This is a genomic window from Chryseobacterium sp. DZ-32 (assembly GCF_059587025.1).
In genome coordinates this window covers 67,705-92,979 of the sequence record NZ_JCAIOM010000012.1, presented here as the reverse complement: position 1 = coordinate 92,979, position 25,275 = coordinate 67,705, and the positions used below count along the sequence as shown (strand labels likewise).

20 protein-coding genes and 1 pseudogene are annotated in these 25,275 nt (G+C 37.5%); 9 read left to right on the top strand and 12 right to left on the bottom strand.

The genetic code is table 11. The annotated features are described in order from the left end of the window. Positions 1–315 precede the first annotated feature (315 nt). The 5 genes and pseudogenes from AC59HC_RS14740 to AC59HC_RS14720 all read right to left on the bottom strand — a co-directional run bounded on the left by AC59HC_RS14740 (position 316) and on the right by AC59HC_RS14720 (position 9,422). The gene (locus tag AC59HC_RS14740; protein WP_496558893.1) at positions 316–2,823 is read right to left on the bottom strand and encodes a cation-translocating P-type ATPase; all 2,508 of its coding nucleotides are present in this window, start codon (positions 2,821–2,823) and stop codon (positions 316–318) included. Positions 2,824–2,898: 75 nt separating this feature from the next. Next, on the bottom strand, positions 2,899–3,363 hold the full coding sequence (locus tag AC59HC_RS14735) for a heme-binding domain-containing protein (protein ID WP_202842517.1): 465 nt from the start codon (positions 3,361–3,363) through the stop codon (positions 2,899–2,901). Between the two features lie 42 nt (positions 3,364–3,405). Beyond that, the gene (locus AC59HC_RS14730; RefSeq protein WP_429814876.1) at positions 3,406–4,560 is read right to left on the bottom strand and encodes an efflux RND transporter periplasmic adaptor subunit; all 1,155 of its coding nucleotides are present in this window, start codon (positions 4,558–4,560) and stop codon (positions 3,406–3,408) included. A gap of 2 nt (positions 4,561–4,562) precedes the next feature. Continuing rightward, a pseudogene (locus tag AC59HC_RS14725) lies at positions 4,563–8,910 on the bottom strand (CusA/CzcA family heavy metal efflux RND transporter). A 125-nt stretch (positions 8,911–9,035) separates the two neighbouring features. Further along, positions 9,036–9,422, bottom strand: a complete 387-nt coding sequence (locus AC59HC_RS14720; RefSeq protein WP_202842525.1) for a hypothetical protein — start codon at positions 9,420–9,422, stop codon at positions 9,036–9,038. Positions 9,423–9,661: 239 nt separating this feature from the next. Between AC59HC_RS14720 and AC59HC_RS14715 the strand changes: the two genes are divergently transcribed. From AC59HC_RS14715 to AC59HC_RS14700, 4 genes are all read left to right on the top strand, one after another. Next, positions 9,662–10,606, top strand: a complete 945-nt coding sequence (locus AC59HC_RS14715; RefSeq protein WP_395973415.1) for a sensor histidine kinase — start codon at positions 9,662–9,664, stop codon at positions 10,604–10,606. Beyond that, positions 10,603–11,382 carry a LytR/AlgR family response regulator transcription factor gene (locus tag AC59HC_RS14710; RefSeq protein WP_496558892.1) on the top strand — a complete coding sequence of 260 codons (780 nt, stop codon included), beginning with the start codon at positions 10,603–10,605 and terminating at the stop codon, positions 11,380–11,382. Before AC59HC_RS14715 ends, AC59HC_RS14710 begins: the two co-directional genes overlap by 4 nt. 100 nt (positions 11,383–11,482) lie before the next feature. Next, entirely contained in the window at positions 11,483–11,866 is a 384-nt protein-coding gene (locus AC59HC_RS14705) for a DUF4890 domain-containing protein (protein WP_343639966.1), read from the top strand. Then, entirely contained in the window at positions 11,863–12,942 is a 1,080-nt protein-coding gene (locus tag AC59HC_RS14700; RefSeq protein ID WP_429814885.1) for an alpha/beta hydrolase, read from the top strand. The genes AC59HC_RS14705 and AC59HC_RS14700 overlap by 4 nt, the downstream gene beginning before the upstream one ends. Before the next feature lie 256 nt (positions 12,943–13,198). Here AC59HC_RS14700 and AC59HC_RS14695 read toward each other — a convergent pair whose 3' ends face one another. From AC59HC_RS14695 to AC59HC_RS14665, 7 genes are all read right to left on the bottom strand, one after another. Continuing rightward, entirely contained in the window at positions 13,199–14,578 is a 1,380-nt protein-coding gene (locus AC59HC_RS14695) for an MBL fold metallo-hydrolase RNA specificity domain-containing protein (protein ID WP_202842535.1), read from the bottom strand. An 11-nt stretch (positions 14,579–14,589) separates the two neighbouring features. Continuing rightward, positions 14,590–15,006 (bottom strand): Hsp20/alpha crystallin family protein, encoded by a 417-nt coding sequence (locus AC59HC_RS14690; protein ID WP_202842537.1) that lies wholly within the window; start codon positions 15,004–15,006, stop codon positions 14,590–14,592. A gap of 69 nt (positions 15,007–15,075) precedes the next feature. Further along, entirely contained in the window at positions 15,076–15,447 is a 372-nt protein-coding gene (locus AC59HC_RS14685) for a hypothetical protein (protein ID WP_496558891.1), read from the bottom strand. A gap of 81 nt (positions 15,448–15,528) precedes the next feature. Further along, positions 15,529–16,581, bottom strand: coding sequence for a response regulator (locus AC59HC_RS14680; protein WP_496558890.1), 1,053 nt, complete (start codon positions 16,579–16,581; stop codon positions 15,529–15,531). An 11-nt stretch (positions 16,582–16,592) separates the two neighbouring features. Further along, positions 16,593–17,780: a PAS domain-containing sensor histidine kinase gene (locus AC59HC_RS14675; RefSeq protein WP_330746235.1), complete on the bottom strand. Its 1,188-nt coding sequence runs from the start codon at positions 17,778–17,780 to the stop codon at positions 16,593–16,595. Positions 17,781–17,900: 120 nt separating this feature from the next. After that, positions 17,901–18,776: a universal stress protein gene (locus tag AC59HC_RS14670; RefSeq protein WP_330746234.1), complete on the bottom strand. Its 876-nt coding sequence runs from the start codon at positions 18,774–18,776 to the stop codon at positions 17,901–17,903. Positions 18,777–18,787: 11 nt separating this feature from the next. After that, a complete protein-coding gene (locus AC59HC_RS14665) occupies positions 18,788–20,152 on the bottom strand; it encodes a L,D-transpeptidase family protein (protein ID WP_496558889.1) in 1,365 nt (454 codons plus the stop codon). 247 nt (positions 20,153–20,399) lie between these two features. Between AC59HC_RS14665 and AC59HC_RS14660 the strand changes: the two genes are divergently transcribed. From AC59HC_RS14660 to AC59HC_RS14640, 5 genes are all read left to right on the top strand, one after another. Next, positions 20,400–21,062 (top strand): BON domain-containing protein, encoded by a 663-nt coding sequence (locus tag AC59HC_RS14660; RefSeq protein WP_202842549.1) that lies wholly within the window; start codon positions 20,400–20,402, stop codon positions 21,060–21,062. Positions 21,063–21,100: 38 nt separating this feature from the next. Beyond that, positions 21,101–21,865 carry an MlaE family ABC transporter permease gene (locus AC59HC_RS14655; protein ID WP_137904014.1) on the top strand — a complete coding sequence of 255 codons (765 nt, stop codon included), beginning with the start codon at positions 21,101–21,103 and terminating at the stop codon, positions 21,863–21,865. Then, positions 21,865–22,644, top strand: a complete 780-nt coding sequence (locus tag AC59HC_RS14650) for an ABC transporter ATP-binding protein (RefSeq protein WP_496558888.1) — start codon at positions 21,865–21,867, stop codon at positions 22,642–22,644. The genes AC59HC_RS14655 and AC59HC_RS14650 overlap by 1 nt, the downstream gene beginning before the upstream one ends. A 12-nt stretch (positions 22,645–22,656) precedes the next feature. Next, the gene (locus AC59HC_RS14645) at positions 22,657–23,700 is read left to right on the top strand and encodes an MlaD family protein (protein ID WP_110008720.1); all 1,044 of its coding nucleotides are present in this window, start codon (positions 22,657–22,659) and stop codon (positions 23,698–23,700) included. A 436-nt stretch (positions 23,701–24,136) separates the two neighbouring features. Beyond that, positions 24,137–25,273 carry an FIST signal transduction protein gene (locus AC59HC_RS14640; RefSeq protein ID WP_110008718.1) on the top strand — a complete coding sequence of 379 codons (1,137 nt, stop codon included), beginning with the start codon at positions 24,137–24,139 and terminating at the stop codon, positions 25,271–25,273. The last annotated feature ends 2 nt before the right edge of the window (positions 25,274–25,275 follow it).

Below are 25,275 nucleotides of genomic sequence, written 5' to 3'. Positions count from 1 at the left end.
TAAAGCTTTTGCGACCAGCTCAAAAGTTTAACGTAAATTTTGGAGAGTAAGTGAAAATGATTTCCCGGGCATCGTAGTTTTATTAAAAATCAATTCCTAACATCTTACCATTTCCGGTCATTAATTTGCTAAAAAGCAATTTCTTTACTTCTATAGTTGATTTTTACCCTAAATTATGAAAAGAAAAATCCCCGGATCTCGCCGGGGAAAAAATCAAGTCAATATAACAAAAATATGTTATTTTTTTATTAATATATGGACGTTTATTAATGTATATTCCTGCATACGATCTAAATTCTATTTTCTTATTATAGATTATTTCCTAAAATAAAGTCTTTTTATGAATTTATAAACCTCAAACCACAGTACGGAAACTGAAGCAGTGAGCAGTGCCAGTCCAAGTTCTTCTATGCTGAGAGCGGTTACGCTGAAAAACCCGGAAACAGGAGCTGCATAGAGAATAATCAGAAGGAAAATTACAACCAATACTGAAATCCCGGCAAGCAGGACGTTTCGGTTCTTAAAACACTCCAACATGCTGTAATAGAAAGAACGGTTCACCAGACTTAGCAGTATATTGGAAAATATAAGCGTAGTGAAAACCAATGCTCTGGTTTTAGCTTCACCATTTCCATGACTGACAGAGTACTGATACAGCCATAATATCCCTGCGGTAATGATGATCCCCTGAATAATGCTTATTGTGAGTTCTCTCCAGTTCAGAAAAGTATCTGTCAGTGCTCTTGGAGGTCTTTTCATTGCATTTTTTTCCATTGGCTCATTTTCATAAACAATGGAACAGGTTGGCCCCATAACCAATTCCAGAAAAATAACATGTACCGGAGTGAATATATGTGGAAATACCCAGCCCAGAAATAAAGGCAAAGAAACGGTGAGTATAATGGGAATATGAATAGAAATAATATACTGGACCGCTTTTTTTATATTGGCATAAATTCTTCTTCCAGCAGCAACACCAATTACGAGCTTATCCAGATCGTCATTGGTGATGACCAGTGCTGCGGCTGATTTGGCAATTTCAGTCCCTTTATTTCCCATGGCCACTCCAATATAAGCTGCCTTTAAAGCTGGCCCGTCATTCACACCATCTCCCAGCATTGCTACTACGCGGCCTTGAGCTTTCAAGGCAGAGACCACTTCCAGCTTTGCTTCGGGAAACATTCTTGTAAACAAAGTAGTCTCTTCAGAAAGTTTTATAAGATCTGATTCTGAACACGCGGCTATTTCACTTCCATTAACGGGCGGAGTATTGTTTACTATTCCTGCCTGCAATGCAATGGCTTTAGTAGTATCTGCATTATCTCCTGTAATGACTTTTACCTGAATACCGGCGTCGTAAATATGTTTAAATACTTCTTTTATTCCTTTTTTAGGAGGATCATAAAATACAGTCAATCCTAAAAAGTCAAATTTAAAATCCTGCTGTTTATCAGGAAAATCATTTCCTTCAAAATGAGATCTGGCAACACCGAGAACTCTGTATCCTTGTTCTCCGAAATTCTTTATTAACGTTCTTATTTTATTTTTTTCTTCTTCTGAAAGACTGGAAACACTTATAATGGCTTCCGGAGCTCCTTTAGCTGCTATAATTCTGTCTTTGTGCTCATTTTCAAAAAGATGGGTCATCATCGGAGGCTTGCCTTCCAGCGGGTACTCATGAAACAGCTGATAGTCTTTTCTTTGATCAGGCTTACGATTCTGTTCATAGACCTTATGTAGTGTTATTTCCATAGGTTCAAAAGGTACAGGTTCACTACTCCACATTGCATAATCAATAAGCTCATATAGTTCTTTTGTTTCAAACTCTGTTTCTTCATAAATTCTGTCAGAACGGTAATCATAAAGATGCTTCAACTGCATGGAGTTTTCCGTAATCGTTCCTGTCTTATCAGTACAGATTACAGAAACGCTTCCCAGCGTTTCTACAATACTGCTTCGTTTAATAATAATTCCTTCCCGCATCAGTTTCCATGCACCCAAGGCCATAAAGGTCGTAAAGGCTACAGGAATTTCTTCAGGAAGAACAGACATTGCTAATGTAAGCCCACTCAATAAACTGGTCACAAAATCTCCTGTTTTGACAAAGCTGAAGATGCATACTGCCAGGAAGATGATGAGCCCGATAACAGCCATCCCCTTTACAAAGTTCCTGATCTGAAGCTGTAAAGGCGATATTTCTGTTTTTATATTGAGTATGGACTGTCCTATTTTTCCTACTCTTGTTTCCTTTCCAATATTTTCAACCTCAAAAACCGCAAGTCCGGAAACCGTAATTGTTCCGCTATAGACTTTATTATCTTCAGATTTGCTGTCCTTGAAAACAGAAAAGCTCTCTCCGGTAAGGGAAGATTCGTTGACAGAAAAATCGTTGCTGTAAACAATTCTTCCGTCCGCATTGATGAGGCTGCCTTCTTCGGTAATGCACAGATCTCCGACTGCTATCTCAAAAGTAGGAATATCTATAATCTTTGAATCCCTGATGACCTTACTTAAAGGTTCATTCAATTTTTCAAGTTCTTCCAGTGCCTTTTTGCTCCGGTTATCCTGGTAAAAAGAAATTGCAGTAACTCCAACAATAGCAGCAAACATAAATAAAGCCTCGCCATAATCTCCTGTAAGCACATAAATGAAGGAAACACATATAAGAAGAATCAGCATTGGCTCTTTCAGGATATTGAGAAGAAGATCTGCCCATGATTCTTTCTTAACTGCTTCGAGACGGTTGTATCCGTATTTTTTTCTGGAAGCGGCTACTTCAGATTCTGTAAGCCCTTTCAAATCTTCCGGTATATTGTAATTCATACGAAATGGATATGATATTAAATTTACTGATTGTTTTTGTTATATCAGAATACTATTTCTTTTTTTAACAACCTGCTATTCAATCTGCTTTTTGGTTTCTTTTACCCACTGTTCTATTTCTGACTTTTGGGTATCAGACAACTTTGCATTCTGATGAAGAACGGTATAGGATGTAAGGGGCATCTCTCCCTCTCTGATGGTTTCTGCAACCTCATCAAGTTTCTTTAATTTTTTTTCTTTCGAATAGCTGTTAAATTCATCAAAATTGAAATGCCGTTTTCCTGAGTTCACATGATCTGCCAGCCACCATTTTATAGGCTGTATGTTATTGTACCACGGATAAGCTGTAGTGTTGGAATGACAGTCATAACAGCTTGCTTTTAATAATCCCTGTATATGATCCGGAACCTGGTAATGCTTTTCAATAGCATTTTCTGAAGGAGCTGCCGCTATATTTTTATCAGTATCAAAAAACTGAATTGTAATCAGAAACAAGACTATAAAACCTGCTCCTGTTTTTAATAAAGATGATGTTTTCATAATTTGTATTTATTTATAAGTTCTTTTATTTTACTATAATTTTTATTCATCTGCAGTGTTCTTAAGTTTCATAAGAAGTGTATAAGCATTTTTGATGACTATCTTTTTATTTTTAAAATCATCTGTATTCATAATCTGTACGAATCCGTTTTCTGTTTCACCTAACGTTACAGGAGTCAATCGGTAGGTCTGTTTCTTTTCTTCAACGAAGACAAAGTCTTTTCCTTCGAAATTGACAATACTCTCTTCAGAAACAGCATTGGAAAAAGAAGTACTGGTTTCGATCTCTGCATTCATATACATTCCCGGTACAAGGCTCTGGTCATATTTTTCAAAATGACAGTGTACTTCAGCCCATCCGCCCGGGCTCACATCTTTGCTGATCAGCAGAATTTCACCGTAGTATTTTTTATCGGGTTCAGTATTGGTATACGCAGCAAATCTTTGCCCCTTCTTCAGATTAGCCAGATCTTTTTCATATACTTTAAGATTAAGATGAATATCTTCCGGATTAATGAGTTCAAAAAGAACATCGGAAGGATTGACATATTTACCGATGTTCACGTTGACTTTGCTTACAAAGCCATTGATACTGCTGTAAACCGGTACGCTTTTCTGAATATTTCCCGAATTGAGAGATTCAGGATTGATATTGATAAGGCGGAGCTGCTGATCCAGGGAGTTCATCAGGATTTTCTGACTGTTCATTTCAGACTGAGCCTGCTGCATTACCTTATCGCTGGTGGCCTGGCTTTGGTTAAGGGTTTTCTGGCGGTTATAATCCAATTGGGCAAAATGATTTTTAGATTTTGCCATTAAATAATCCTGCTGAAGCTGAATAAACTGTGGATTTTCTATCACTGCAATCACCTGCCCTTTTGATACCGGCTTTCCCGGAAGCAGGCTGCTCGATTTCAGGTATCCGCCTAAAGGAATACTGACAGAAACCAGATTTTGCGGTGGTACATCTATCATTCCGTTAAGTTTTAAAACAGAGGAAATCTTCTGTAAAGAAAGTACCGTTGTTACGACAGGTGCATTTTTCAGTTGAGCATCCGTAAGCGTTACAACATTTTCATCTTTAGAAGATACTGCGGCTGGTGCCGGCTTGGCTTTTCCATGGTCTTGACACTCATAAAACATGAGCAATCCTATTATTGACAGGGAATATGATATAATTTTAAATGTACGTTTCATTGTTATGGATTTAAAGTGAGATATTCCAGCTCTATAGCACTCTGATTTAGTTTCCAGACTGCATCGGTATAGCTGTTTTTTAAAGTAACCGCCTGATTGATCAGGATGACAAATTCCAGATAATTGATTTCGCCGGCAAGAAACTGTTTTTTAGCTGTTTCAGTGATGATATCGGCATTTTTCAGTTCCGAGTTTTCATATTGCGAAACAATATCAAGGTTAGCCTGATAAATTCCGGATGCCTTTCTGTATTGATTCTGCAGGTTGAATTCCATATTGGCAATATCACTGTCCACAACAGATTCAGCAATTTTTGCGGCCTGAATTCTGGCTTTCTGTCCGCCTGAAAAAACAGGAACCGAAACCCCAAGCTGTACAGAATGAAACTGTGGTGCACCGTTGTAGACTTTTTCATCAGCACCCGTCCCTCTAAAGCTGTTGAGGTTGTAGGCCAGCTGAAGTCCGGGAAGCATTTTTGCTTTTTCAAGGGCAATCTGCTGTTCAGAAATATTTTTCTGTTGCTGTAATACTTTAATAGCCGGATGCAAGCTAAGCTCCTCTTTAAAACCTCCATGGTAAATTTTCTGATCTTCAGGAAGAAAATCTGTTTCTGTATTTAAAAGCCACTGAAGCTGATATCCCAGCACAGTAAGCTCCTGGCGCAATTGCTTCAGCTGAATTTCAATAGAAGATTTCTGATTGGAAGCCGTAGTTTTTTCCAGAATATTGCTTTCTCCTGCTTTCAGACGGATATTTGCCTTATTGAGAAAATCAGTGTACAGCTTTAATGTTTCCTGAAGCAGCTTTTCTTTTTGTTTCGCATACAGAATATTATAAAAGGTAAGACTCACCGCTTTCTTCAGTTCATATTCCTTAAGAGAAACGTTCAGCAGAGACTTTTTCCATTCTTCCGTGTATACATTCTTCTGCTTTTTATACACAGTCGGAAATGCTATATTCTGTGAAATTCCGAATTTCATATCCGTCAGTGCACTGTTGATCTGACCATAATCTACTGTTACTCCCGTTTGAGGAATATCAGATGATGACCTGATAAGGGCTTTTGTATATTCTGATTTTAATTTTTCATTTTTAAGATTTCTGTTATTTTTCAAAGCAATATCAACAGCATCCTGCAATGTAACGGAAGTCTGGGAGTTTACCTGCCCCGCAAAACCGAAACATATAATAAAGACCAGAACGGAAATCTGTTTTTTATTTTTTATTTTTTTCATTTTTAAATCCTTTTTCAATAGTTACATACAATAATGGTAAGACGAACAGAGTAAGAAAAGTTGCAACCATCAGACCCCCAATAACCACTGTGGCCAAAGGTCTTTGTACTTCTGCTCCAGCTCCGTTGCTGACCGCCATCGGAATAAATCCTAATGAAGCAACAAAAGCCGTCATCAAAACCGGACGAAGCCTCGATTCTCCACCATCTATAATGATTCTTACAATATTTTTAATTCCTCTCTTTTGAAGACGGTTGAACTCTGAGATCAGCACAATTCCATTGAGCACTGCCACTCCGAAGAGCGCAATAAATCCCACACCCGCACTGATGCTGAAAGGCATTCCTCTAAGTGCCATCAGAAATACACCACCAATAATAGAAAGTGGAATCGCGGTGTAAATTAACAAGCTTTCTTTAACGGAATTAAAGGCAAGGAAAAGCATTACGAAAATAAGAGCCAGAGCAATGGGAACTGCTATCATGAGACGCTGTTTGGCATTATTGAGGTTTTCAAACGAACCTCCATACGTCATATAATATCCTGTAGGAAGTTTCATCTTCTGATCTACCTTCTGCTGAAGTTCTTCTACAATACTCTGAACATCCCTGCCTTTGATATTAAAACCTACTACAATTCTTCGTTGGGCATTTTCCCTCTGAATCTGATTGGGACCATTCTTCACTTCTACTTTAGCAAGCTGAGACAGCGGAATCTGATTTCCAAACGGTGTAGGAACCAAAAGATTTTTAATATCGGTAACATTTTTCCTGTCTTTGTTATCCAGGCGTACGACCATATCAAAGCGTTTTTCACCTTCAAAAACCAATCCGGTACTTTGCCCCGCAAATGCGGTATTAACCACCCGGTTGATATCTGAAACAGATAAATGGTACTGAGCGATCAGAGGGCGGTTATATTCAATGATTACCTGCGGCATTCCCGAAACAGGCTCTATATAGAGATTCTGGGTTCCTTCCACTGTTTCTATAATCTTCCCGAGCTTCTGTGCATTTTGGGAAAGTATATCAAGGTCTTCCCCAAAAATTTTGATCACGACGTCCTGTCTTGCCCCGGTCATCAGTTCATTAAAACGCATCTGAACAGGATATTGGAAGCTGGCAGTAATTCCTGGTACATCCTGCAGTTGTTTCCCCATTTTATCAGCCAGCTCCGGAAAAGTGGACGCTGAAGTCCATTCTTTTTTATCTTTTAGAATAACCATCATATCAGAAGCATCCATTGGCATCGGGTCTGTAGGAACTTCCCCGCTTCCAATTTTTGTGACCACTTTTTCCACTTCAGGAAATCTGGATTTGAGAATGTGTGCTGCTTTCTGGGTACTTTCGATAGTTGTCGTCAGATTACTTCCAGGTAAAACCCTGGTATCTACTGCAAAATCACCTTCTTCAAGGGAAGGAATAAATTCACCACCCATTTTGGACAAAATGAAAACAGCAGTTATAAATAAGACTGCCACTATCCCAAAAACTATTTTGGGCACTCTGAGAAGTTTGAGCAAAACTGCCAGGTATACCTTCTCTACCTTTTTCATCATTCTGTCTGATAATGTAGGCTTACCGCTTCTTTTTCTAAGCAATAACGCGCTCATCATTGGAATATAGGTCAGTGAGAGCAAAAATGCTCCCAGCAGTGCAAAAGCTACGGTCTGGGCCATAGGCTTAAACATTTTGCCTTCAATTCCCTGCAGGGTAAGGATCGGGAGATAGACAATCAAAATGATAATCTGTCCGAAAACAGCGCTGTTCATCATTTTTCCTGCAGATTCTATAACGACGGTATCCATTTCTGATTTTCCGACAGAGAAAATCTTTTTAAACTTTGAATTATGACTAAACTGATGTAAAACAGATTCCACAATAATCACTGCTCCATCAATAATCAGCCCGAAATCCAAAGCCCCAAGACTCATCAGATTCCCGCTGACTCCAAAGAGGTTCATCATACATATTGCAAAAAGCATCGCCAAAGGAATAACAGAGGCAACCAGCAACCCTGCTCTTATATTCCCAAGAAATAAAACCAGTACGAAGACTACAATCAATGCCCCTTCTGTAAGGTTTTTTTCTACTGTTCCTATGGCATTGTTCACCATTTTGGTTCTGTCCAGAAATGGCTCTATCACCACTCCCTTCGGAAGCGATTTCTGAACCTGGGCAATTTTTTCCTTTACATTTTTTATGACTTGATTACTGTTCTCACCTTTGAGCATCATTACTACAGCACCTGACACTTCTCCCTCATCATTAAAAGTCATCGCTCCATAACGCGTAGCAAACCCCGGCTTTACCTCAGCAATATCCCGTATAAACAGCGGAACATCATTTGTTTTTGTCGCAATAGAAATATTGTTGATTTCTTCAATACTTCCTACTAACCCTTCACTCCTGATGTACAGAACAGTAGGCCCTTTCTCAATATAGGCACCTCCTGTATTCTGATTGTTGGCCTGCAATGCATCAAATACGTCATTGATTGTTATTCCATAGGCATTAAGCCTGTCTGGATTTACAGCAATTTCATATTGTTTCAGCTTGCCTCCGAAGCTGCTCACCTCTGCCACTCCTTTTACTCCCAAAAGCTGTCTTCTTACAATCCAGTCCTGAATGGTGCGGAGTTCTGTGATATTGTATTTTTTTTCGTATCCCTTTTCAGGTCTTACTACATACTGGAAAATTTCACCAAGCCCTGTAGAAATAGGCCCAAGCTGTGGATTTCCTATTCCCTGCGGAATAACAGCCTGTATCTGCTGAAGTCTTTCGGCAACCTGCTGCCTCGCCCAGTAAATGTCAACATCATCTTCAAAGACAATAGTCACCAGGGAAAGTCCAAACCTGGAGAAACTTCTGATTTCCTTTAATCCTGAAATATTATTGTTGGCCTGCTCTATAGGAAAAGTAACAAGCCGTTCTATATCTGTTGCACCAAATGATGGCGCAGTGGTAATAACCTGTACCTGATTGTTGGTAATATCCGGTACCGCATCTATCGGCAGTCTGGTAACCTGATAGGCGCCTACACCAATAAGTCCCAATACCAACAATGCAATAATGAGTTTATTCTTTACAGAAAACTCAATGATTTTTGTAAGCATATAATGATTAATTAATCTTAATTATCGTAATAAAATTCTGGTATTCTGACGCATAGACTCAATGCATCCGCATGACATACAGATACAGAATACCTTTCCGGTCAAAAAATGACTGGGAAAACAGATTAAGATTGACAAAATCTTGGCGGCTGCCAGATAGAATTAAGAATTTCCTTGTTATAAAGCGCGTTTTTGTAAAAGGTCTTTTTTATTTCAATAGGATTACAAACCTTTTCTATACAATGAAAATCTAAGGAAGAATTAATAGTGAAAACCACAGCTAGCAGGTTTGCATGTGAAACAAAAGGTAATCTCTGGTCCTGATCGTGGTCACTGTCTTTTACAGGATGATCGTAATGGGTTTTCAGAAATGCAGTAAATGACATTTCAGGATTCAGGTCTTTATGCTGAATGTAATGCTCAATGAGCAACGGCATTTTCAAAAGCTGATAAAGTTCGGTTGTAGAAACCAAATACAATGTTAACAACAGTATGGAAATCAGCTTTTTCACTCTATCAAAATTACAACTTTTTTCATTAAGAATGATTTTAAATAACAGGTTCTATAGCTCATAATAAAGATTTCTGAAGCAAAGCAGTCAGTTCATCCTTTAATTTTCCAGTTTCAGCATTTTATTTCATCATATTAAACTTAATATTTATTTTCTTTGTATAAATGATTAAAAACGAAGGAAAAATATATTTTTACAGTTCACTATTGATTACTTTAGTAGTCAATTCAGCTAAACTCATGGCACTTAACACGAATGGAATTATTGCCCGCTACTGGCACTTCAATATTTGGGAATATAGTTTTCAGTTTCTTTACAACTTCGTATTTTGTCTTCTGCTGTTTTATTTTAATCTTTCCCGCAACAGATTTTTTGGCATATTCAGAGAAAACAAACAATGGATCAGGTTCTATCTGGCAAATACTTTTCTTATTGCTGTTTTTTTTATTGCCGGAAGTACTATCCATTATATATTTTTCGGTACAGTGCATCTTCCGGGGACTATGATCAGAGGATATTTTGCCAGGTTTTTACTCAGTACCATTATGATTGCTGTAGTCATCCGGCTAATTCTGCTGATGCGGGAGAGCAGAAATAAGGACCAGATTAATGAGCAACTGCAAACAGCCTATCTTCAGGCCCAGCTCAGACAGCTTCAGGAGCAGCTTAATCCTCATTTTCTTTTCAATACCCTCAGCAGTCTGTCTGCCATTGTCCGGGAAAATCCCCAACAGGCACAATCCTATATTGTACATCTGTCTAAAGTTTTCCGATACACATTGGTACACACGGGTAATGATTTGGTAACTATCAATCAGGAACTTCTGCATCTTTCTTCCTATACCCAACTGCTTAGCATGCGTCTGGAAAATAGTTTCCAAATCAACATCGCCATAAGCCAGGAGACTTTACAGCGGGAGATTCCGCATTTATCCTTGCAGCCATTGGTTGAAAATGCGGTTAAGCATAATATTGCTACAATTTCACAACCTTTGTGTATTGATATTTATAATGAAAACAACAGTCTGGTTGTCCGAAACAATCTTCAGCCTTTACCTCATGAGACGGAAGGTACTGGACTTGGGTTAATTAATCTGGGTGAAAGATACAAGCTGCAAATACAACATGAGATAGAAATTCATACAACAAAAGAATATTTTATTGTAAAACTACCCTTATTATGAGCCAGCAACTTCGCATCGTAATTATTGAAGATGAGGCTGCCACAGCAAGAGATCTTGAGTTTATTTTAAAAGAAATCAATTCTGGTTTTGAGATTACAGTCATTTTACAAACTGTCCGGGAGTCAGTACTGTGGCTTTCTTCAAACGAGGATCACTATGATCTTATATTTTCGGACATCCATCTCTCGGATGGTCTCTCATTTGAAATTTTCCGGCAGATTCTTATCCTGAAACCCGTTATTTTTGTGACAGCTTATGATGGTTATGCATTGGAAGCTTTCAGGAATAATGGTATTGGTTATATTTTAAAACCTTTTGATAAAGAAGAAATCAACCGTTCTTTACTGAAATATATAACGCTGACTGCTACTGATAATGGTCTGGAACAATCAAAACTACTTGCCTTATTACAACAGCTACAATCTTCTGTGAGTCGTTATAAAAAAACATTTCTTATCCATTACTGCGGAAAGCTGATTCCTGTTGAAGCTTCTAAAATTTATTGGTTTCAAACTTCCAATGAAATGGTATATGCCCAGCTGGAGAACGGACAAAAATATATTGTAGAATATACTTTAGAACAACTTGAGCAGCAACTGAACCCGGAGCTTTTTTTCCGTGCCAATCGTCAGTTTATAATTAATAAGAAGGCTATTGATTCTATTGAGTATTTTTTCAATGGAAGGTTATCCGTTATAATACATCCTGCTCCGGAGGAACAAGTACTTATAAGTAAAGCAAAAGCACCAGCTTTTCGAAAATGGATAGATCAGTAACAATTTCACCCCCGGATTTAGTCGGTTGACCCTTTTTTTTCTTTATAAAATCTACCTGCATTATTACATTTGTTTCATTAAAAACTAAAACTTATCAAATATGCATGTAAAAACAATAAAGAAAATGCTTCTGTTTACTGCAGTTATATTATGTATACCCTTTACAGTATCTGCACAAAGTAAAAGCCTCAAACAAGCTACCCCTGAACAGAGGGCAAAAATGCAGACTGAATGGATGCGAACGAAGCTTGCATTAAACACGATACAAGTTAAACAGGTATATGCTCTTAACCTTCAGTATGCCCAAAAGAATGATCCCATTATTCAAAGTAAGGAGGGTAATTTTTTTAAATTCAAAAAGATGAAAGCGTTACAGAATGAAAAATCTAATGCCCTAAGCCACATTCTGGATGCAGGACAATATAGAAAATATCTGGAAGCTAAAGATCAGATGATTCATAATATTAAAGACAAAAAACAATGAAAAAACTATTTTATCCATGGGTAATGATAATGTTTATTACCACTTCGGCATGCTCTCAGAGTAATAACGATACTGAGGAAGGCTCTTCTCAACAATCCAAGCTCACCAACAGTCTTCAGGGACCTATACAAAAACCTGCATCAGGGTATGGCTCAGATGGAAATTATGAAGTTGCTGAAATTGATTTTAATAATCCGCAATACGCAGGAACACAAGTTTCCATTTTCTATCCAAATGGGATTACTTCACCCAGACCCACTATATTCTTTTCGCATCCGTTTGGTGGTGAAGAAAAGGATTACAATATAGAGCTGTATCATTTTATTGCCAAGAAAGGCTATGTTGTGGTATTTGTACCATACCGTACCGTAGATATAAGTGTTGATCACCGTTACCAGACACTTTGGGAAGGATTTATAAAAGCTGCAACAGATTATCCCAACATCATAGATACGCAGAAAGTAGGTTTTATGGGACATTCTTTTGGTGGTGGGGCCAGCATAGATCTTGCCTATAAAGCATTTACAGAAAGAGGATGGGGACAAAATGCACGCTTTCTTTTTACCATGGCACCCTGGTATTCTTTTAACTGGAACAGCCCGTTAACCACACAACAGCAACTGCAGAATTTTCCAGCCAATACCAAAATGATTACCCAGGTTTATGATGAAGATACTGTAAATGATCACAGAATGGCAATTGATATATTTAAAAACATTAATATTTCTACAACTGAAAAAGATTTTATTTATTTTAAATCGTCTGCTATTAATGGATACAATTACATCACTGATCATGCTATGCCAAGTTCACGGAAAGCTTTTGATGCCTTGGATTATTATGGGGTATACCGTCTTCTGGATGCCATGATGGATTATAGCTTTAATGGAAATGTCAATGCCAAGAATGTTGCTTTAGGTAATGGTTCAACGGCACAGGTTACTATGCCGTCCTACAACGGACAGATAATGGCCCCACTCGAAGTCACAGATAATCCTACCCCGAAGTATTTGCAAAGTAAATATCAGTTTTTCTGCGGAAGCAATACCAATCCACGAAACAATTATTGTAATTGAAATTGAAATTGAAAGAAGAATATCCGATATATCTCATTAAATAATCCTAAAAAATATCAACAATAAAGAGAGGTTTTGTTCCTGAAGGAAAAAGGCCTCTCTTATTTTATGCTTTCTGTTATATTATTATATAGACCTGAACTTTATCAGCAAGAAACGTACTGTGGAGAATTGGAAAAATTCATTGTGGTTCACTTTTATCTTTATGGACACCATTTCAGTGGCAATGCGGTTTATCATTTAAAATAATAATTTCCTATTCCGCTTGTGCTAAAATACTTTCTTCATCTTTTTTAAGAATCTTAACCGGGATCTGAAGTTCCGTCTGGATTTTTACCCTGAGGGCTTCCAATGCAGACAGCTCACCATGGACAAGCATGACCTGCTTTGGAGGAATTTTATATTTTCTGATCCATTCCAATAATTCAGCCTGATCTGCATGAGCGGATAACCCTGTAATTTCTGCAATATGGGCTCTGACCTCATAGTATTTTCCGTGCATTTTAAGTTCATGAGATTGATTTAACAATGCCCGGCCCCTCGTACCTTCAGCCTGAAATCCAACGATCAGCACTGTATTTCTCCTGTCGCCGATATAGTGTTTCAGATATTCAAGCACTCTTCCGCCTGTAATCATACCACTTCCTGCAATGACAATTTTTGATTGCTTTTCTGCAATTATTTCCTGGGTTTCAGTATAATCTTTTGTTATGCAAATCTTTTCCATAATATCATTCCATTGCTGCCTCTCAACTAATGTATAATCTGAGTATCTTACCATAATTTCGGTAGCAGCAGCTGCCATAGGACTATCCAGAACCACTGGAATACTGACCGGGATTTTATTCTTGTTTTTAAGTTCCTGAAGGATATAAATGATTTCCTGTGCCCGCCCCACTGCAAAACAGGGAATAATTATATTTCCCCGGTCTTTTACAGTCTTATTAATCCAATATTCCAACTGATCAGATAAATCTTTATTTTCGTGGAGTCTGTCTCCGTAAGTTGATTCCATAACCAAAAAATCAGCCTGTGTAAAAAAATCGGGAGGAGCTAAAACTGCGCTGTGATTTCTTCCTATATCTCCTGAGAAAACTATTATTTTCCCAAAGCAGGTAATTCTCACAGAACAGGCTCCTATAATATGCCCACAGGGTTTAAACATACAGCTTATATGCTCGCTTAGCTTAATTTCCTTATTCTCATCAATCACAAAAAACTGTTTGAAAGATCTTTCTGCATCATTTACCGTATACAGAGGTTTTGCCGGATGATGTTTTGTATAATGATGACGGTTGGCTTTTTCGGCATCTTCTTCCTGAAGTTTGGCGCTGTCAAGTAATATCAATTTTGTAAGTTCCTTAGTAGGGCCGCTCATGTAAATTTTACCTTTAAACCCATTTTTTACGATAAGCGGAATATATCCGCAATGATCAAGGTGGGCATGGGTAAGAATAATGGCATCTATTTCCGAAACATCGGTATCCAGCTGCATCCAGTTTTGCTCTCTAAGGTATTTTACGCCCTGAAACAGACCACAATCAATAAGAATAGTAAGTTCAGGAGTTTTTAATAAATGTTTCGATCCGGTAACTGTTTCTGCACCGCCAAGTGATTTTAAAGTAATCGTTTTCATTTTGATATAATTTACTGGACCTTTACTTTTTTATTCATCTGTTTTACGGTATTGGCTTTACCCATTTTAATGTACAGCCGGCCATTTTTATAGTGGGCTTTGATATTACTGATATCAATACCTTCCGGAAGCCTGAAACTTCTTGCAAGAGAAGAGGTTAAAAATTCTTTTCTTACATAATTTTTTTTAATTTCTTCTTTTTTATCTGATGTATAAGCCTGAATGTTCAAAACGCCGTTTTCTATCTTTATCTTAAATTCATCTTTCTTAAAGCCGGGAGCATTAACCTGTATCTTGTAATTTCCGTTTTTATCAATGATATTGACTGAATGTTCTATTTTAGCAGGCTGGTTAACAATTTCGTTTTTACTCCAGAACTCTTCTGTTAATAGTTTTACTGCAGATTGTTTTTGGGCTAAAGTTTTCATAATAACCGTTTTTGATTAGATATCAAAGGTACCATAAGACGTATTCAGAAACCGTGACAGTGATTGTACTTAATTGTGATCGTCATCATCCTTCTGCCACCTATTGATAATATTGATAACTTCCCAGGCACCGGACGGATCTGCATTTCTGATAAATGTCCATCGTAAACTGTCATTCCGTATTCCGGGCACATCATCTTTAAAAGGGTCTTTAAGCCATGCTATAATATATCTGACTCCTAATGAAATAAGAATTTCAAAAATAGAGGGCGAAACAGAACAGGCGTCACCGGTAATGATAACAACATCCTTTGCCTGGGCAAAATATACTGTTGCCTCATCCAACGGAACGCTGATGATGGTCATTTTATGTCTTTTATGATTGGCTAAAGCAAGAAATTCTTTGTCAATCTGACTTATATTATATGCGATCACTTTCATAGCTTCTGTTCATTCATCAAATGTATTGAAGAATAAAAAAGCCAGCCGTGTGCAAAATCATTATTAAAGATGATCTGTATTTTAATTTTTCATTTTCTGTAATCGGCTAATGTCCAAAATTGTAATTCTCCCTGCATTTCTGTCAATAAGACCTTCTTCTTTAAAGTCTCCGAGTATCCTGCTTACTGTCTCGATAGCCATACCGGCCATAGAAGCGAGATTCTCCCTGGAAATTTCAAAATTTCCCGTCTCCGAATGCACCTGATATAATCTGCTGAGAATTTCTGCCATCCTTTTTCTTACTGAAAAATAAGCGAGATGTAAAAGCTGCTGTTCATGATTGACCACATTTTGTGCAAGAATTTTAATAAACTTTTCTGCCACATCAGGATATTTACAGATCAGCTGATCCAGCTCTTCTCTGGGAATAGAACATAAAGCAGCATCTTCAAGTACTTCGGCCGTTTCTTTATACTCTCTTCCTGTAAACAATGAGGTAATTCCAAAATATTCGTCAGGGTAATATACACATGTCATCAGCTCCTTTCCCTCCTCTGTCATTTTTGTAGTTTTTACCGACCCGGAAAGTATGAGGTACACAGCATTTGCCGTATCACCTTCAGTGTATATAATCTGTTTCTTTTTGAGAGTTTTGATTTTGCGGACATCAAAAGATTTTTTCAGTTCTTCAAGACCACTTACAGATCGGAACAAATGGTTCATCTGGTCGTCATTAGCGCTATAAAATTTTTTCTGATGCTCTCTTTTCTTAAGCCTGCTCTCAATAGCATTTAAAAGTTCAATATCATCAAACGGCTTTGTCAGATAATCATCCGCCCCCATTTCTATTCCCCTGCGTATTTCTGCCCTGTCCGCTTTAGCTGTAATAAAGACAAAGGGAATCAGTGAAGTTTCTTCTCTTTTGCTTAAAAGATATAATACTCCATACCCATCGAGTTCAGGCATCATAATATCACACAATATGATGTCAGGGATATATCTGATGGCCAGCTCCACTCCCTGTCTGCCATTTTTTGCCTGCAAAACCTCATAGCCGGCCAGCATCAGAATTTCGGATGTGCTTTCCCGGATGTCATCATGATCCTCAATGATCAATATTTTTGTTTTTTCCATACATAATGAACTTATTTCCTTGTAAAAGACAACGTAAACTGAGTTCCTTTACCAGGCTCGCTATTAAAATCTATATTCCCGTTCATCAGATTAACATACCGTAGAACAATATTTAGTCCCAGACCGGTTCCCGGAATATTACCAATGTTATGAGCCCTGAAAAAAGGCTGGAAGAGCCCTGCATGATCATCTTCAGGAATCCCTATTCCATTGTCTTTTACCGTCATCAGGTAATATTCTTTATTTATTTCCGTACAAAACTCAATAAGTGTATTTTCCCCGGAATACTTTATAGCATTACTGATCAGATTCATGAGGCAGTTTCTTAATAAATTCTGATCCAGACTGACAAGATTTTCTACTCCGGTATGCTGATAAATTATAATTTGATTGTCTTTGGTAATCAGCTGCATTTCTTCCACAAGTTCTTCTGAGAATTTTATAATATCAAACTCATTATATGCCGGGGTTACCATACCCGCTTCCAGTTTTTCCAGGGAAAGAAAATCATTAAGAATCCCGTTGAGACCAGCAATTGCATTTTTTATTTTATGAAGATGTTTCAGGATTTGAGAATGATCAGCAAGCTGAAGGTATTTTTCAATAAGAACGACAGAAAGCTGCATAGAGCTTAAAGGGGTACGGAATTCATGCGAAGCCATAGATACAAAGCGGCTTTTCATCCGGTTAAGCTCCTTTTCTTTTTCAAGGGAAAGATTCGCTTCTTCTTTTGCTTTTTCCAAAGCACTTAGCATCTCCTGAAGAGATTTTGTTCTCTTTTCAACCAGGTCTTCAAGTTCTCCGGTGTATTTTTTAAGGAATTCCTCAGCTTCTTTCTCTTTAGACAGGTCGTGAATAAACCCGGTATAAATAACCCTGTCCTGGAGCTGGACTTCGCTTACAGCAAGCCTGAATGGAAACTGGGTACCATCTTTTCTAAGTCCTTTTACTTCTCTGCCTTTACCAATTATTTTTTTCTCTCCTGTCTGCTGATAGCGCAGAAGATAACCATCGTGTCTGCTGTGATCGGGTTCCGGCATTAATACAGAAATATTTTTACCAATTAACTCTTCTTCTCTGTACCCAAATATCTTTAACGCAGAGGGATTTAAATTTTCAATCTTACCCTGACTGTCAATAGTAATAATCCCGTCTATTGCTGTTTCAATAATTGCTTGTAAGAGTCTGGTGCTTTCCATAAAAAAATAAATACTTACCCTTATTAAAGATAAGTATTTTAAATCAATCTCCTATGAAACACTTTAATATGTTAACAAATAAATATTTTTTAATTATTATTTTTATCAATATTCCGGAGTTTAAAAATAGATGTGTCCTCCTTCCGGAATAATCAATAAAGGAATCTGCAAATCGTGAGCTTGTCTGGCTGCATGACTGCCGGCAATAAGCCTGCCTATAAAACCTTTTTGCTGATGACCCATAACCAGCATATCGATGCTTTTCTCTTTTAAAATGTTCAGTCCTGTATCAATGCTCTCGCTTTCAATATAGTTATAACAAATTTTTCCTTCCAGATCTCTAAAAAAAGTATCTTTCTTCTGCTGATAGGATGTATTATCTATAAGATCAACAGCGGTGTCTGTGATATGGGTAATAAGCAGCTCAGCATTGAAATACTTCGCAAATTTGATCAGCGCATGTGATATTTTTATATCCTGTATATTCAAATCTGTAGCAAATGCAATCTTTTTCAGGTCCTGATATTGATATCCTGCCGGTATGAGAAGTAATGGATATTCAGTATGCTCAATCATTTTGATACTGTTGCTCCCGAGAAGAAACCGTGCAAGATTGCTTGCTCCTTTCATTCCCATTACCACCAGTAATGTTCTGTTTCTAGCCGCTGTATCGTTGATCAGCCGTATGGGATCTCCTGTTTCGCATGTATAATAGATGGAAGGATGAAAAGGAAAAGAATCCTCTCCCCACAAATGCTTTTCTTTATATTCAATACTTTTTACCTCTTTCTTCAATTCATCCTCATATTCTTTCTTTAGTACAGGATATTCATATAAAGTCCAAGCGGTCTGTCCGAGCATCGGCTCTTCTACAGGAATATGGAAGGCATGACACAGCTCTATATTACTTTTTAATGTATGTGCCAGGTGAAGAGCATATTCTGCGGCAGCTCTGGCGGGCTCTGAAAAATCGGTGGGTACTACAATTGTTCTCATTATTTTAGTTATTAAAATTGAAGTTTACGTTCCAGGATAGGATCAAGATTATAAATATCATTATAGAATACCAGCTTTCCGTTTTTGATAAGGCAGGTAAGGTAAGCAATCATGATAGGAACCGGATGTTTTAAAACAAAATCTTTTCTTTCATAACGATCCATAAAAGATTTCATAAGCGGGATCTCTTTTTCAGCTCCATCATATTTCAGCAGCTGGGCAGCCAGGTCTCCTGCATTTTCTACACGGATGCATCCATGGCTTAAGGCCCGCTGCGTCTTTTCAAATAATTGTTTCTGAGAGGTATCATGAAGGTATACCCCATAGGAGTTTGAAAATCTGAAAACGACAGCTCCAAGCGCATTATCACAGCCGGAAGACTGCCTTATACTGTATTGATACGGGTTTTTATATATTTGTTTCAAATTTGAAGAAGTAGCAGGTATTGCTTTTCCTGATCTGTCATACAGTGAATAATGATGATCTTCGAGATACCGGCTGTTTTTTACTATTTTAGGAAGCATTTCTTTTATGAATATATTTTGAGGAACTTTCCAGTCAGGAGCAGTTGTAAAATAATCAACGGTACTCTTTAAAACAGGACTTGGCGTAGAGGGTTTTCCTACAATCACCTTATAATGGAGTATCCTGTCTTTCTGAACGAAATCCAGGGAATAAGCAGGAATATTCACCAACAGATAAGTATCTCTGCTTGCGTCCATCCAGCGCAAACGCTCCATATTGATAGCTATCTTTTTAAATTCTTCTTCCCGGCTTTTAACACCATCGCCATAATTCACATTCAGATAATTCTGAAAATCAACGTATTCCTTAATTTCAGGCTGAACATCCAGAACTGTTTTTTGTAAATCATCTTTCTGTAATGCCTGATGCAATATCTCTACTGCCTTAAAACCTTCTATATTATTACCATCAATAAAAGACGAACTGTAAAAAGGATTGTATTTTCCAAAGTGCAGGTAATTGATATAAGTAATAAGAGCATCTGTCATTAAAATATCAGTTACAGCATTTTCTTTGGTATCTGTATATTGAGTTTGCTCTGCAACAATATTTAAAATTTCCGGGGTAAGACTCTGTCCATGGTAATCTTTGGAAGACAATCCCCTTTTACCGGTATCTTTCAATAAAAGAATGGCATCCTGAAGCAGGCTCTTCTTTACAGAAGGATTGATCCAGACATATTCAAACCCGTGTTGATGATAAAACTGGTTTACAGATTTTGGAAAGTGCAGTTCCGTAAGTTCAGCTTTATCACGGAGTACAATTGCTATTTGATTGGCAGCACTTATATCTTGTCCGTGGAAAAATGTAATACTGAAAATAACAGTTATCCAATTCAATAAAGTCTTCATAATCCTTAATTTATGAATGTAAAGTTCCAAATTCATTGCCTGATGAATAATGACCCTTATCACATAAAAAAATGACATAATCCTGTACTCTATTTTTCTTATATGAATAGCAATCATCTGTTTTGATAAATCAACTTAAAAATTATATGCACAACCATCATATGATCAACATCATTTTTCAGAATGACTGCCATCATTCCTTTAACTGTAAGTCTTCCTGAACTTTGAAGTATAAAATTGACTACAGATGAAAACAAACGAACAATTACAGCAAGATGTACAGGATGCCATCAAGTGGGAACCTCTGCTCCACCCTGCAGAAATAGGAGTTACGGCAGCAGATGGGGTTGTATCTTTAACCGGAACTGTTGATAGCTTTTCGAAAAAGAAACAGGCAGAAAATGCAGCCAGAAATGTAGCCGGAGTAAGGGTACTGGTCGAAAACATCCAGGTAAAACTTCCGGATTCAAAGGTAAAAACGGATGCTGAAATTGGTGCTGAAATCATCAGTGCTTTTGCTTCCAATGTTATTATTCCTCAGGATAAGATAAAGGTTAAGGTAGAAAACGGATGGGTAGATCTGGATGGTGAGCTTCCCTGGGATTATCAGAGAGAGATTACTGAAAATGCAGTACAATTCCTCCCCGGAATAAAAGGTATCTTTAATAATATCACCATCAATCCCGATACTGATGATACGGTCAGTAAAAATAAAGTAGAAGAAGCATTGAAAAGAAGTGCTGTTGATGAAAGAGAAATAACGGTCTCTGTAACTGGTACAACAGTAACCCTGACAGGAACTGTCCATTCATGGCAGCAAAAGGAAGAAGCAGGCCGGATTGCCTGGAAAACTCCTGGTATTAAACATTTAAAAAACAAACTGGAAGTCGATTATGAATACAATGTATAAGTAAACGATTCCGGTTATCAGAAATTAAACAGAATATTGTGAAATCTTTTCTTACAAAAAGCTTTGCTATTGCAGGCAATATTGCCTCCTTTTCTGCCCGGTTTTTCAGAGAAATGGTGAAATCCGGTTTTGAATATAAAGAGTTTACCAGACAATGTTTTGTTGTGGGATATCAGTCATTACCTCTGGTAACCGTAACTGCTTTTATCATGGGGCTGGTACTTACCATTCAGTCACGTCCGGCGATGTCCAGATTTGGGGCTGAATCCTGGATACCGGGTATGGTTTCCCTTTCATTAATAAGAGAAATTGCTCCGGTTATTACCGCTCTGATCTGTGCAGGAAGAGTTTCATCCGGAATAGGTGCCGAGCTTGGATCTATGAAGGTTACCGAACAGATTGATGCTATGGAGGTTTCTGCCATTAATCCTTACCGTTATCTTGTTGTAACAAGAACCCTTGCCACAACATTAATGATCCCTGTCCTGGTAATTTTTGCCGATCTGGTGGGAATTCTGGGAGGTTTTATAGGAATCAATATTCACGGAGATAATAGTATCAGTCACTATTTTTCCCATGTTTTTGAGTCACTGGAATTTGCCGATCTTCTTCCGGCAACCCTGAAAACATTTTTTTTCGGTTTTTTTATCGGAATTATCGGCTGTTATCATGGTTTTAGTGCTGAAGGAGGAACAAAAAGTGTAGGAAAAGCTGCCAACACAGCCGTAGTTTCAGCTTCCCTGATGATTTTTATTATTGATTTGCTCGCAGTACAGATCGCGGATTTATTTTTTGAATTGTAATGAAAACATATGAAAACCTTAACGCTGAATTTACCTTACCTCAGATTAACGGACCGCTAATCGAGTTTAAGAATGTATGCAAATCTTATGGCAATAATAAGGTATTGGACGGGATCAGCTTTCAGGTTAAAAAAGGAGAAAATCTGGTGATATTAGGAAGATCAGGTTCAGGAAAGTCCGTTACGGTAAAATGCCTTGTAGGTCTTACCAAAATTGATGAAGGAGAAATCTATATTGGCGGAAAAGCAATAACCAGCCTTAATGAAGAAGAGCTTAACAAGGTGAGGAAAAAAATTGGTTTTCTGTTTCAAAGCGGAGCTTTATATGATTCTATGACGGTGAGACAAAATTTAGCATTCACCTTACAGCATCATAATAAAAATCTGAGTGAAGAAACAATATATCAAGCCATTACAGAAGCGCTAAGCAATGTTGGCCTTGAAGAAGCCATCGACAAAATGCCATCGGAACTTTCAGGAGGAATGCGCAAAAGAATAGGCCTCGCAAGAGCTCTGATCATCAAGCCTGAAATAATGATCTATGACGAACCAACCGGAGGGCTGGATACGATTACTGCCAAAGAAATTATAGAACTGATACGCAGCATTAAGCAGAAGTTCAATACAACTTCTATCATTATCACCCATGATTTATTATGTGCAAAGTATACCAGTGACCGGGTTATTGTACTGAAAGATGGAAAGGTCAATATGGAAGGAACCTATCAATCTATTGAAAGCAATACGGACAGCTGGATAAAATCATTTTTTGAAAAATAAACGGAGGAAGTCATGAAAAACGAATCATCAAATAATCTGAAATTAGGAATCTTTGTTATCGCAGGGATCATCCTCTTTATATTGACCATCTATTTTATTGGCCTTAAAAGAAATATATTTGGTTCTAACTTTATTCTGCGTTCAGAATTCGAAAATGTAAGCGGATTAAAACAAGGCAGCAATGTACGCCTTTCCGGGATCAATATCGGAACTGTCAGTAAAATAGATTTTATTTCTGATTCACTGGTTATGGTAAAAATGAGCATCAAAAAAGATGTTCAGCAGTATATTAAGACAGATGCGGTTGCAAGCATCGCTTCAGACGGATTGGTTGGTGATAAAGTACTTGTTATTTCTCCGGGAACAGGTTCTGCCAATGTAGTTGGTAATAATACTGTAATTGCTTCATACAAAAGCACGGAAATTGAAGATGTCCTTTTCAGCATTAAGAAAAGCGCAGACAATATCCGGACCGTTACCACCGGACTGGTTGATTTCACAGCCAAGATGAACAATAAGGACGGTTTACTGGTAAAAATAATGACCAGTAAGGATTTTGCGAACCGTATAGACAAAACGGTACAGAATCTTCAGACAAGCATGAATGATTTCGCTTCATTCACTCCTGTTCTCCACAATAAGGATGGAATTATCTACAGGGTATTTGCTGATAAAAGTCTGAGCGATAATATGGAAAGCAGTATTCTTGATTTAAAAAACAGTGCAGGGCAGATCAGCCTTTTCGCTGCGAAACTCAATGATAAGAACAATATACTTTCTCAAATAACGACAAATGATACTTTAGCGGCCTCACTGGAAAAAACATTGACCAATCTGGAGAAATCTTCTGAGGATCTGAAAAAATTCACTACAAAGATCAACAATGACGAAAATGTAGTTTCCAAATTGGTTGATAATCCAAGATTGGGAAGGTCTGTAGATTCTACCATCAATAATATCGGTAAAGGGGTTGATGAACTCAGGGAATTAGAGGCTGCGGCCCGAAACAACTTTTTATTGAGAGGATATTTCAAAAAAAAGACTAGGAATAAGTGAGAGCCTGTTTTAATAGATTCAAATACTCACCTACTACTTTCACACACTATATTCAATAATAATCGATTATAATTTAAATTTATCAATCTTTATGATAAAATAATTCATTAGTTGATGAAAATTACTTATTTTAGTAGTAAACTTAAAACTAAAACCAACGCAAATGTGTAAAATATTTATAGCCGACGATAATAATTTCTTTGGAGAAATGTTAAAATATCATCTCCCGCTAAATCCCGATTACGAAGTCCTGCTATTCAGCAATACAAAAAACTGCATTTCAACCCCATACAAATATCCTGGTATAATTTGTACTGACTTTCGATTACCTGACATTCAAGATGGTGAACTCTTTAAACAGATTAAAGCCATCTAAAAAAAATAGGAAAATCAATTATTTATAAGCGATTAATAACCTTGAAACAGCAATAATTACATGAAAGTTGCCAAATTACTTTTTATAAACGGAGATTTCAAATCAGAAAGAAATGAAGAAAAGCTTGACTATCACGAAGTGCAGCTCGTCATAGGATTTGGAACCAGAAATATTATAGAAAAAGAGGACTTTTTTATTCTTTTAAAGAAAAAGTTTCCGAATGCAGAGATCGCCCTCTCCTCTTCCTCAGGAGAAATTTTTTGTAATGAAGTGTATGATGGAACAGTTGTTTTAACCGCAATCAGTTTTTCAACATCTTTCATAAAAACGTCACAAATTGATATTGAAAATTTTTCAGACAGCTATGACGCAGGAAAAAAATTAATTGAAAATCTGCCTTCAGAAGGGCTTAGATGGGTATTCATCCTTTCAGATGGCAACAAGGTAAATGGCAGCCAGCTGGTACATGGACTTAACGCCAGCCGTCCGGAAAAAGTTTTGATCTCAGGGGGACTTGCCGGAGATGGGGATAAATTTGAAAAAACAGTGGTTGGGCTCAATCAGGTTCCCCAGCCCAATAAAATTCTTGCTGTTGGATTTTATGGAGAACATCTTGAATTATCACATTCTTCAATCGGAGGCTGGGAAAGCTTTGGACTTGAAAGGATAGTTACAAAATCACAAAATAATCTTCTTTACGAGATTGATAATAAAAACGCACTGGATCTCTATAAAAAATATCTAGGAAAATATGCTGAAGAGCTTCCCGGCTCTGCCCTGCTTTTTCCATTATCGCTTAAGCTATCCAAAGATCCGTCATCAGTAGTAAGAACGATTCTGTCCATTAAAGATGACACAATGATTTTTGCGGGAGATTTACCGGAAGGAAGCAAAGTAAGGTTTATGAAAGCCAATATGGACAGGCTTATTGATGCAGCAAATGACGCAGCCAATGAATGCCTCCGGATGACCCAACATAACATTAAACTGGGAATCATTATCAGCTGCGTGGGAAGAAAGATCGTACTGGGTGACAGAGTGTATGAAGAAGCAGATATTGTTCGGGATGTTTTCAAATCAGATACGGTACTGACCGGATTTTATTCATATGGAGAATTATCTCCTTTAAGCCCGTTTGGCAACTGTGCTCTGCACAATCAAACGATTACCATTACCACAGTGAATGAAATTGAATAGCT

What these genes read in the sequence shown, in the direction of transcription:
- AC59HC_RS14740 (WP_496558893.1), bottom strand. Translation starts at nt 2,823, where the DNA reads ATGAATTACAATATACCGGAAGATTTGAAAGGGCTTACAGAATCTGAA.
- AC59HC_RS14735 (WP_202842517.1), bottom strand. Translation starts at nt 3,363, where the DNA reads ATGAAAACATCATCTTTATTAAAAACAGGAGCAGGTTTTATAGTCTTG.
- AC59HC_RS14730 (WP_429814876.1), bottom strand. Translation starts at nt 4,560, where the DNA reads ATGAAACGTACATTTAAAATTATATCATATTCCCTGTCAATAATAGGA.
- AC59HC_RS14715 (WP_395973415.1), top strand. Translation starts at nt 9,662, where the DNA reads ATGGCACTTAACACGAATGGAATTATTGCCCGCTACTGGCACTTCAAT.
- AC59HC_RS14710 (WP_496558892.1), top strand. Translation starts at nt 10,603, where the DNA reads ATGAGCCAGCAACTTCGCATCGTAATTATTGAAGATGAGGCTGCCACA.
- AC59HC_RS14705 (WP_343639966.1), top strand. Translation starts at nt 11,483, where the DNA reads ATGCATGTAAAAACAATAAAGAAAATGCTTCTGTTTACTGCAGTTATA.
- AC59HC_RS14700 (WP_429814885.1), top strand. Translation starts at nt 11,863, where the DNA reads ATGAAAAAACTATTTTATCCATGGGTAATGATAATGTTTATTACCACT.
- AC59HC_RS14695 (WP_202842535.1), bottom strand. Translation starts at nt 14,578, where the DNA reads ATGAAAACGATTACTTTAAAATCACTTGGCGGTGCAGAAACAGTTACC.
- AC59HC_RS14690 (WP_202842537.1), bottom strand. Translation starts at nt 15,006, where the DNA reads ATGAAAACTTTAGCCCAAAAACAATCTGCAGTAAAACTATTAACAGAA.
- AC59HC_RS14685 (WP_496558891.1), bottom strand. Translation starts at nt 15,447, where the DNA reads ATGAAAGTGATCGCATATAATATAAGTCAGATTGACAAAGAATTTCTT.
- AC59HC_RS14680 (WP_496558890.1), bottom strand. Translation starts at nt 16,581, where the DNA reads ATGGAAAAAACAAAAATATTGATCATTGAGGATCATGATGACATCCGG.
- AC59HC_RS14675 (WP_330746235.1), bottom strand. Translation starts at nt 17,780, where the DNA reads ATGGAAAGCACCAGACTCTTACAAGCAATTATTGAAACAGCAATAGAC.
- AC59HC_RS14670 (WP_330746234.1), bottom strand. Translation starts at nt 18,776, where the DNA reads ATGAGAACAATTGTAGTACCCACCGATTTTTCAGAGCCCGCCAGAGCT.
- AC59HC_RS14665 (WP_496558889.1), bottom strand. Translation starts at nt 20,152, where the DNA reads ATGAAGACTTTATTGAATTGGATAACTGTTATTTTCAGTATTACATTT.
- AC59HC_RS14660 (WP_202842549.1), top strand. Translation starts at nt 20,400, where the DNA reads ATGAAAACAAACGAACAATTACAGCAAGATGTACAGGATGCCATCAAG.
- AC59HC_RS14650 (WP_496558888.1), top strand. Translation starts at nt 21,865, where the DNA reads ATGAAAACATATGAAAACCTTAACGCTGAATTTACCTTACCTCAGATT.
- AC59HC_RS14645 (WP_110008720.1), top strand. Translation starts at nt 22,657, where the DNA reads ATGAAAAACGAATCATCAAATAATCTGAAATTAGGAATCTTTGTTATC.
- AC59HC_RS14640 (WP_110008718.1), top strand. Translation starts at nt 24,137, where the DNA reads ATGAAAGTTGCCAAATTACTTTTTATAAACGGAGATTTCAAATCAGAA.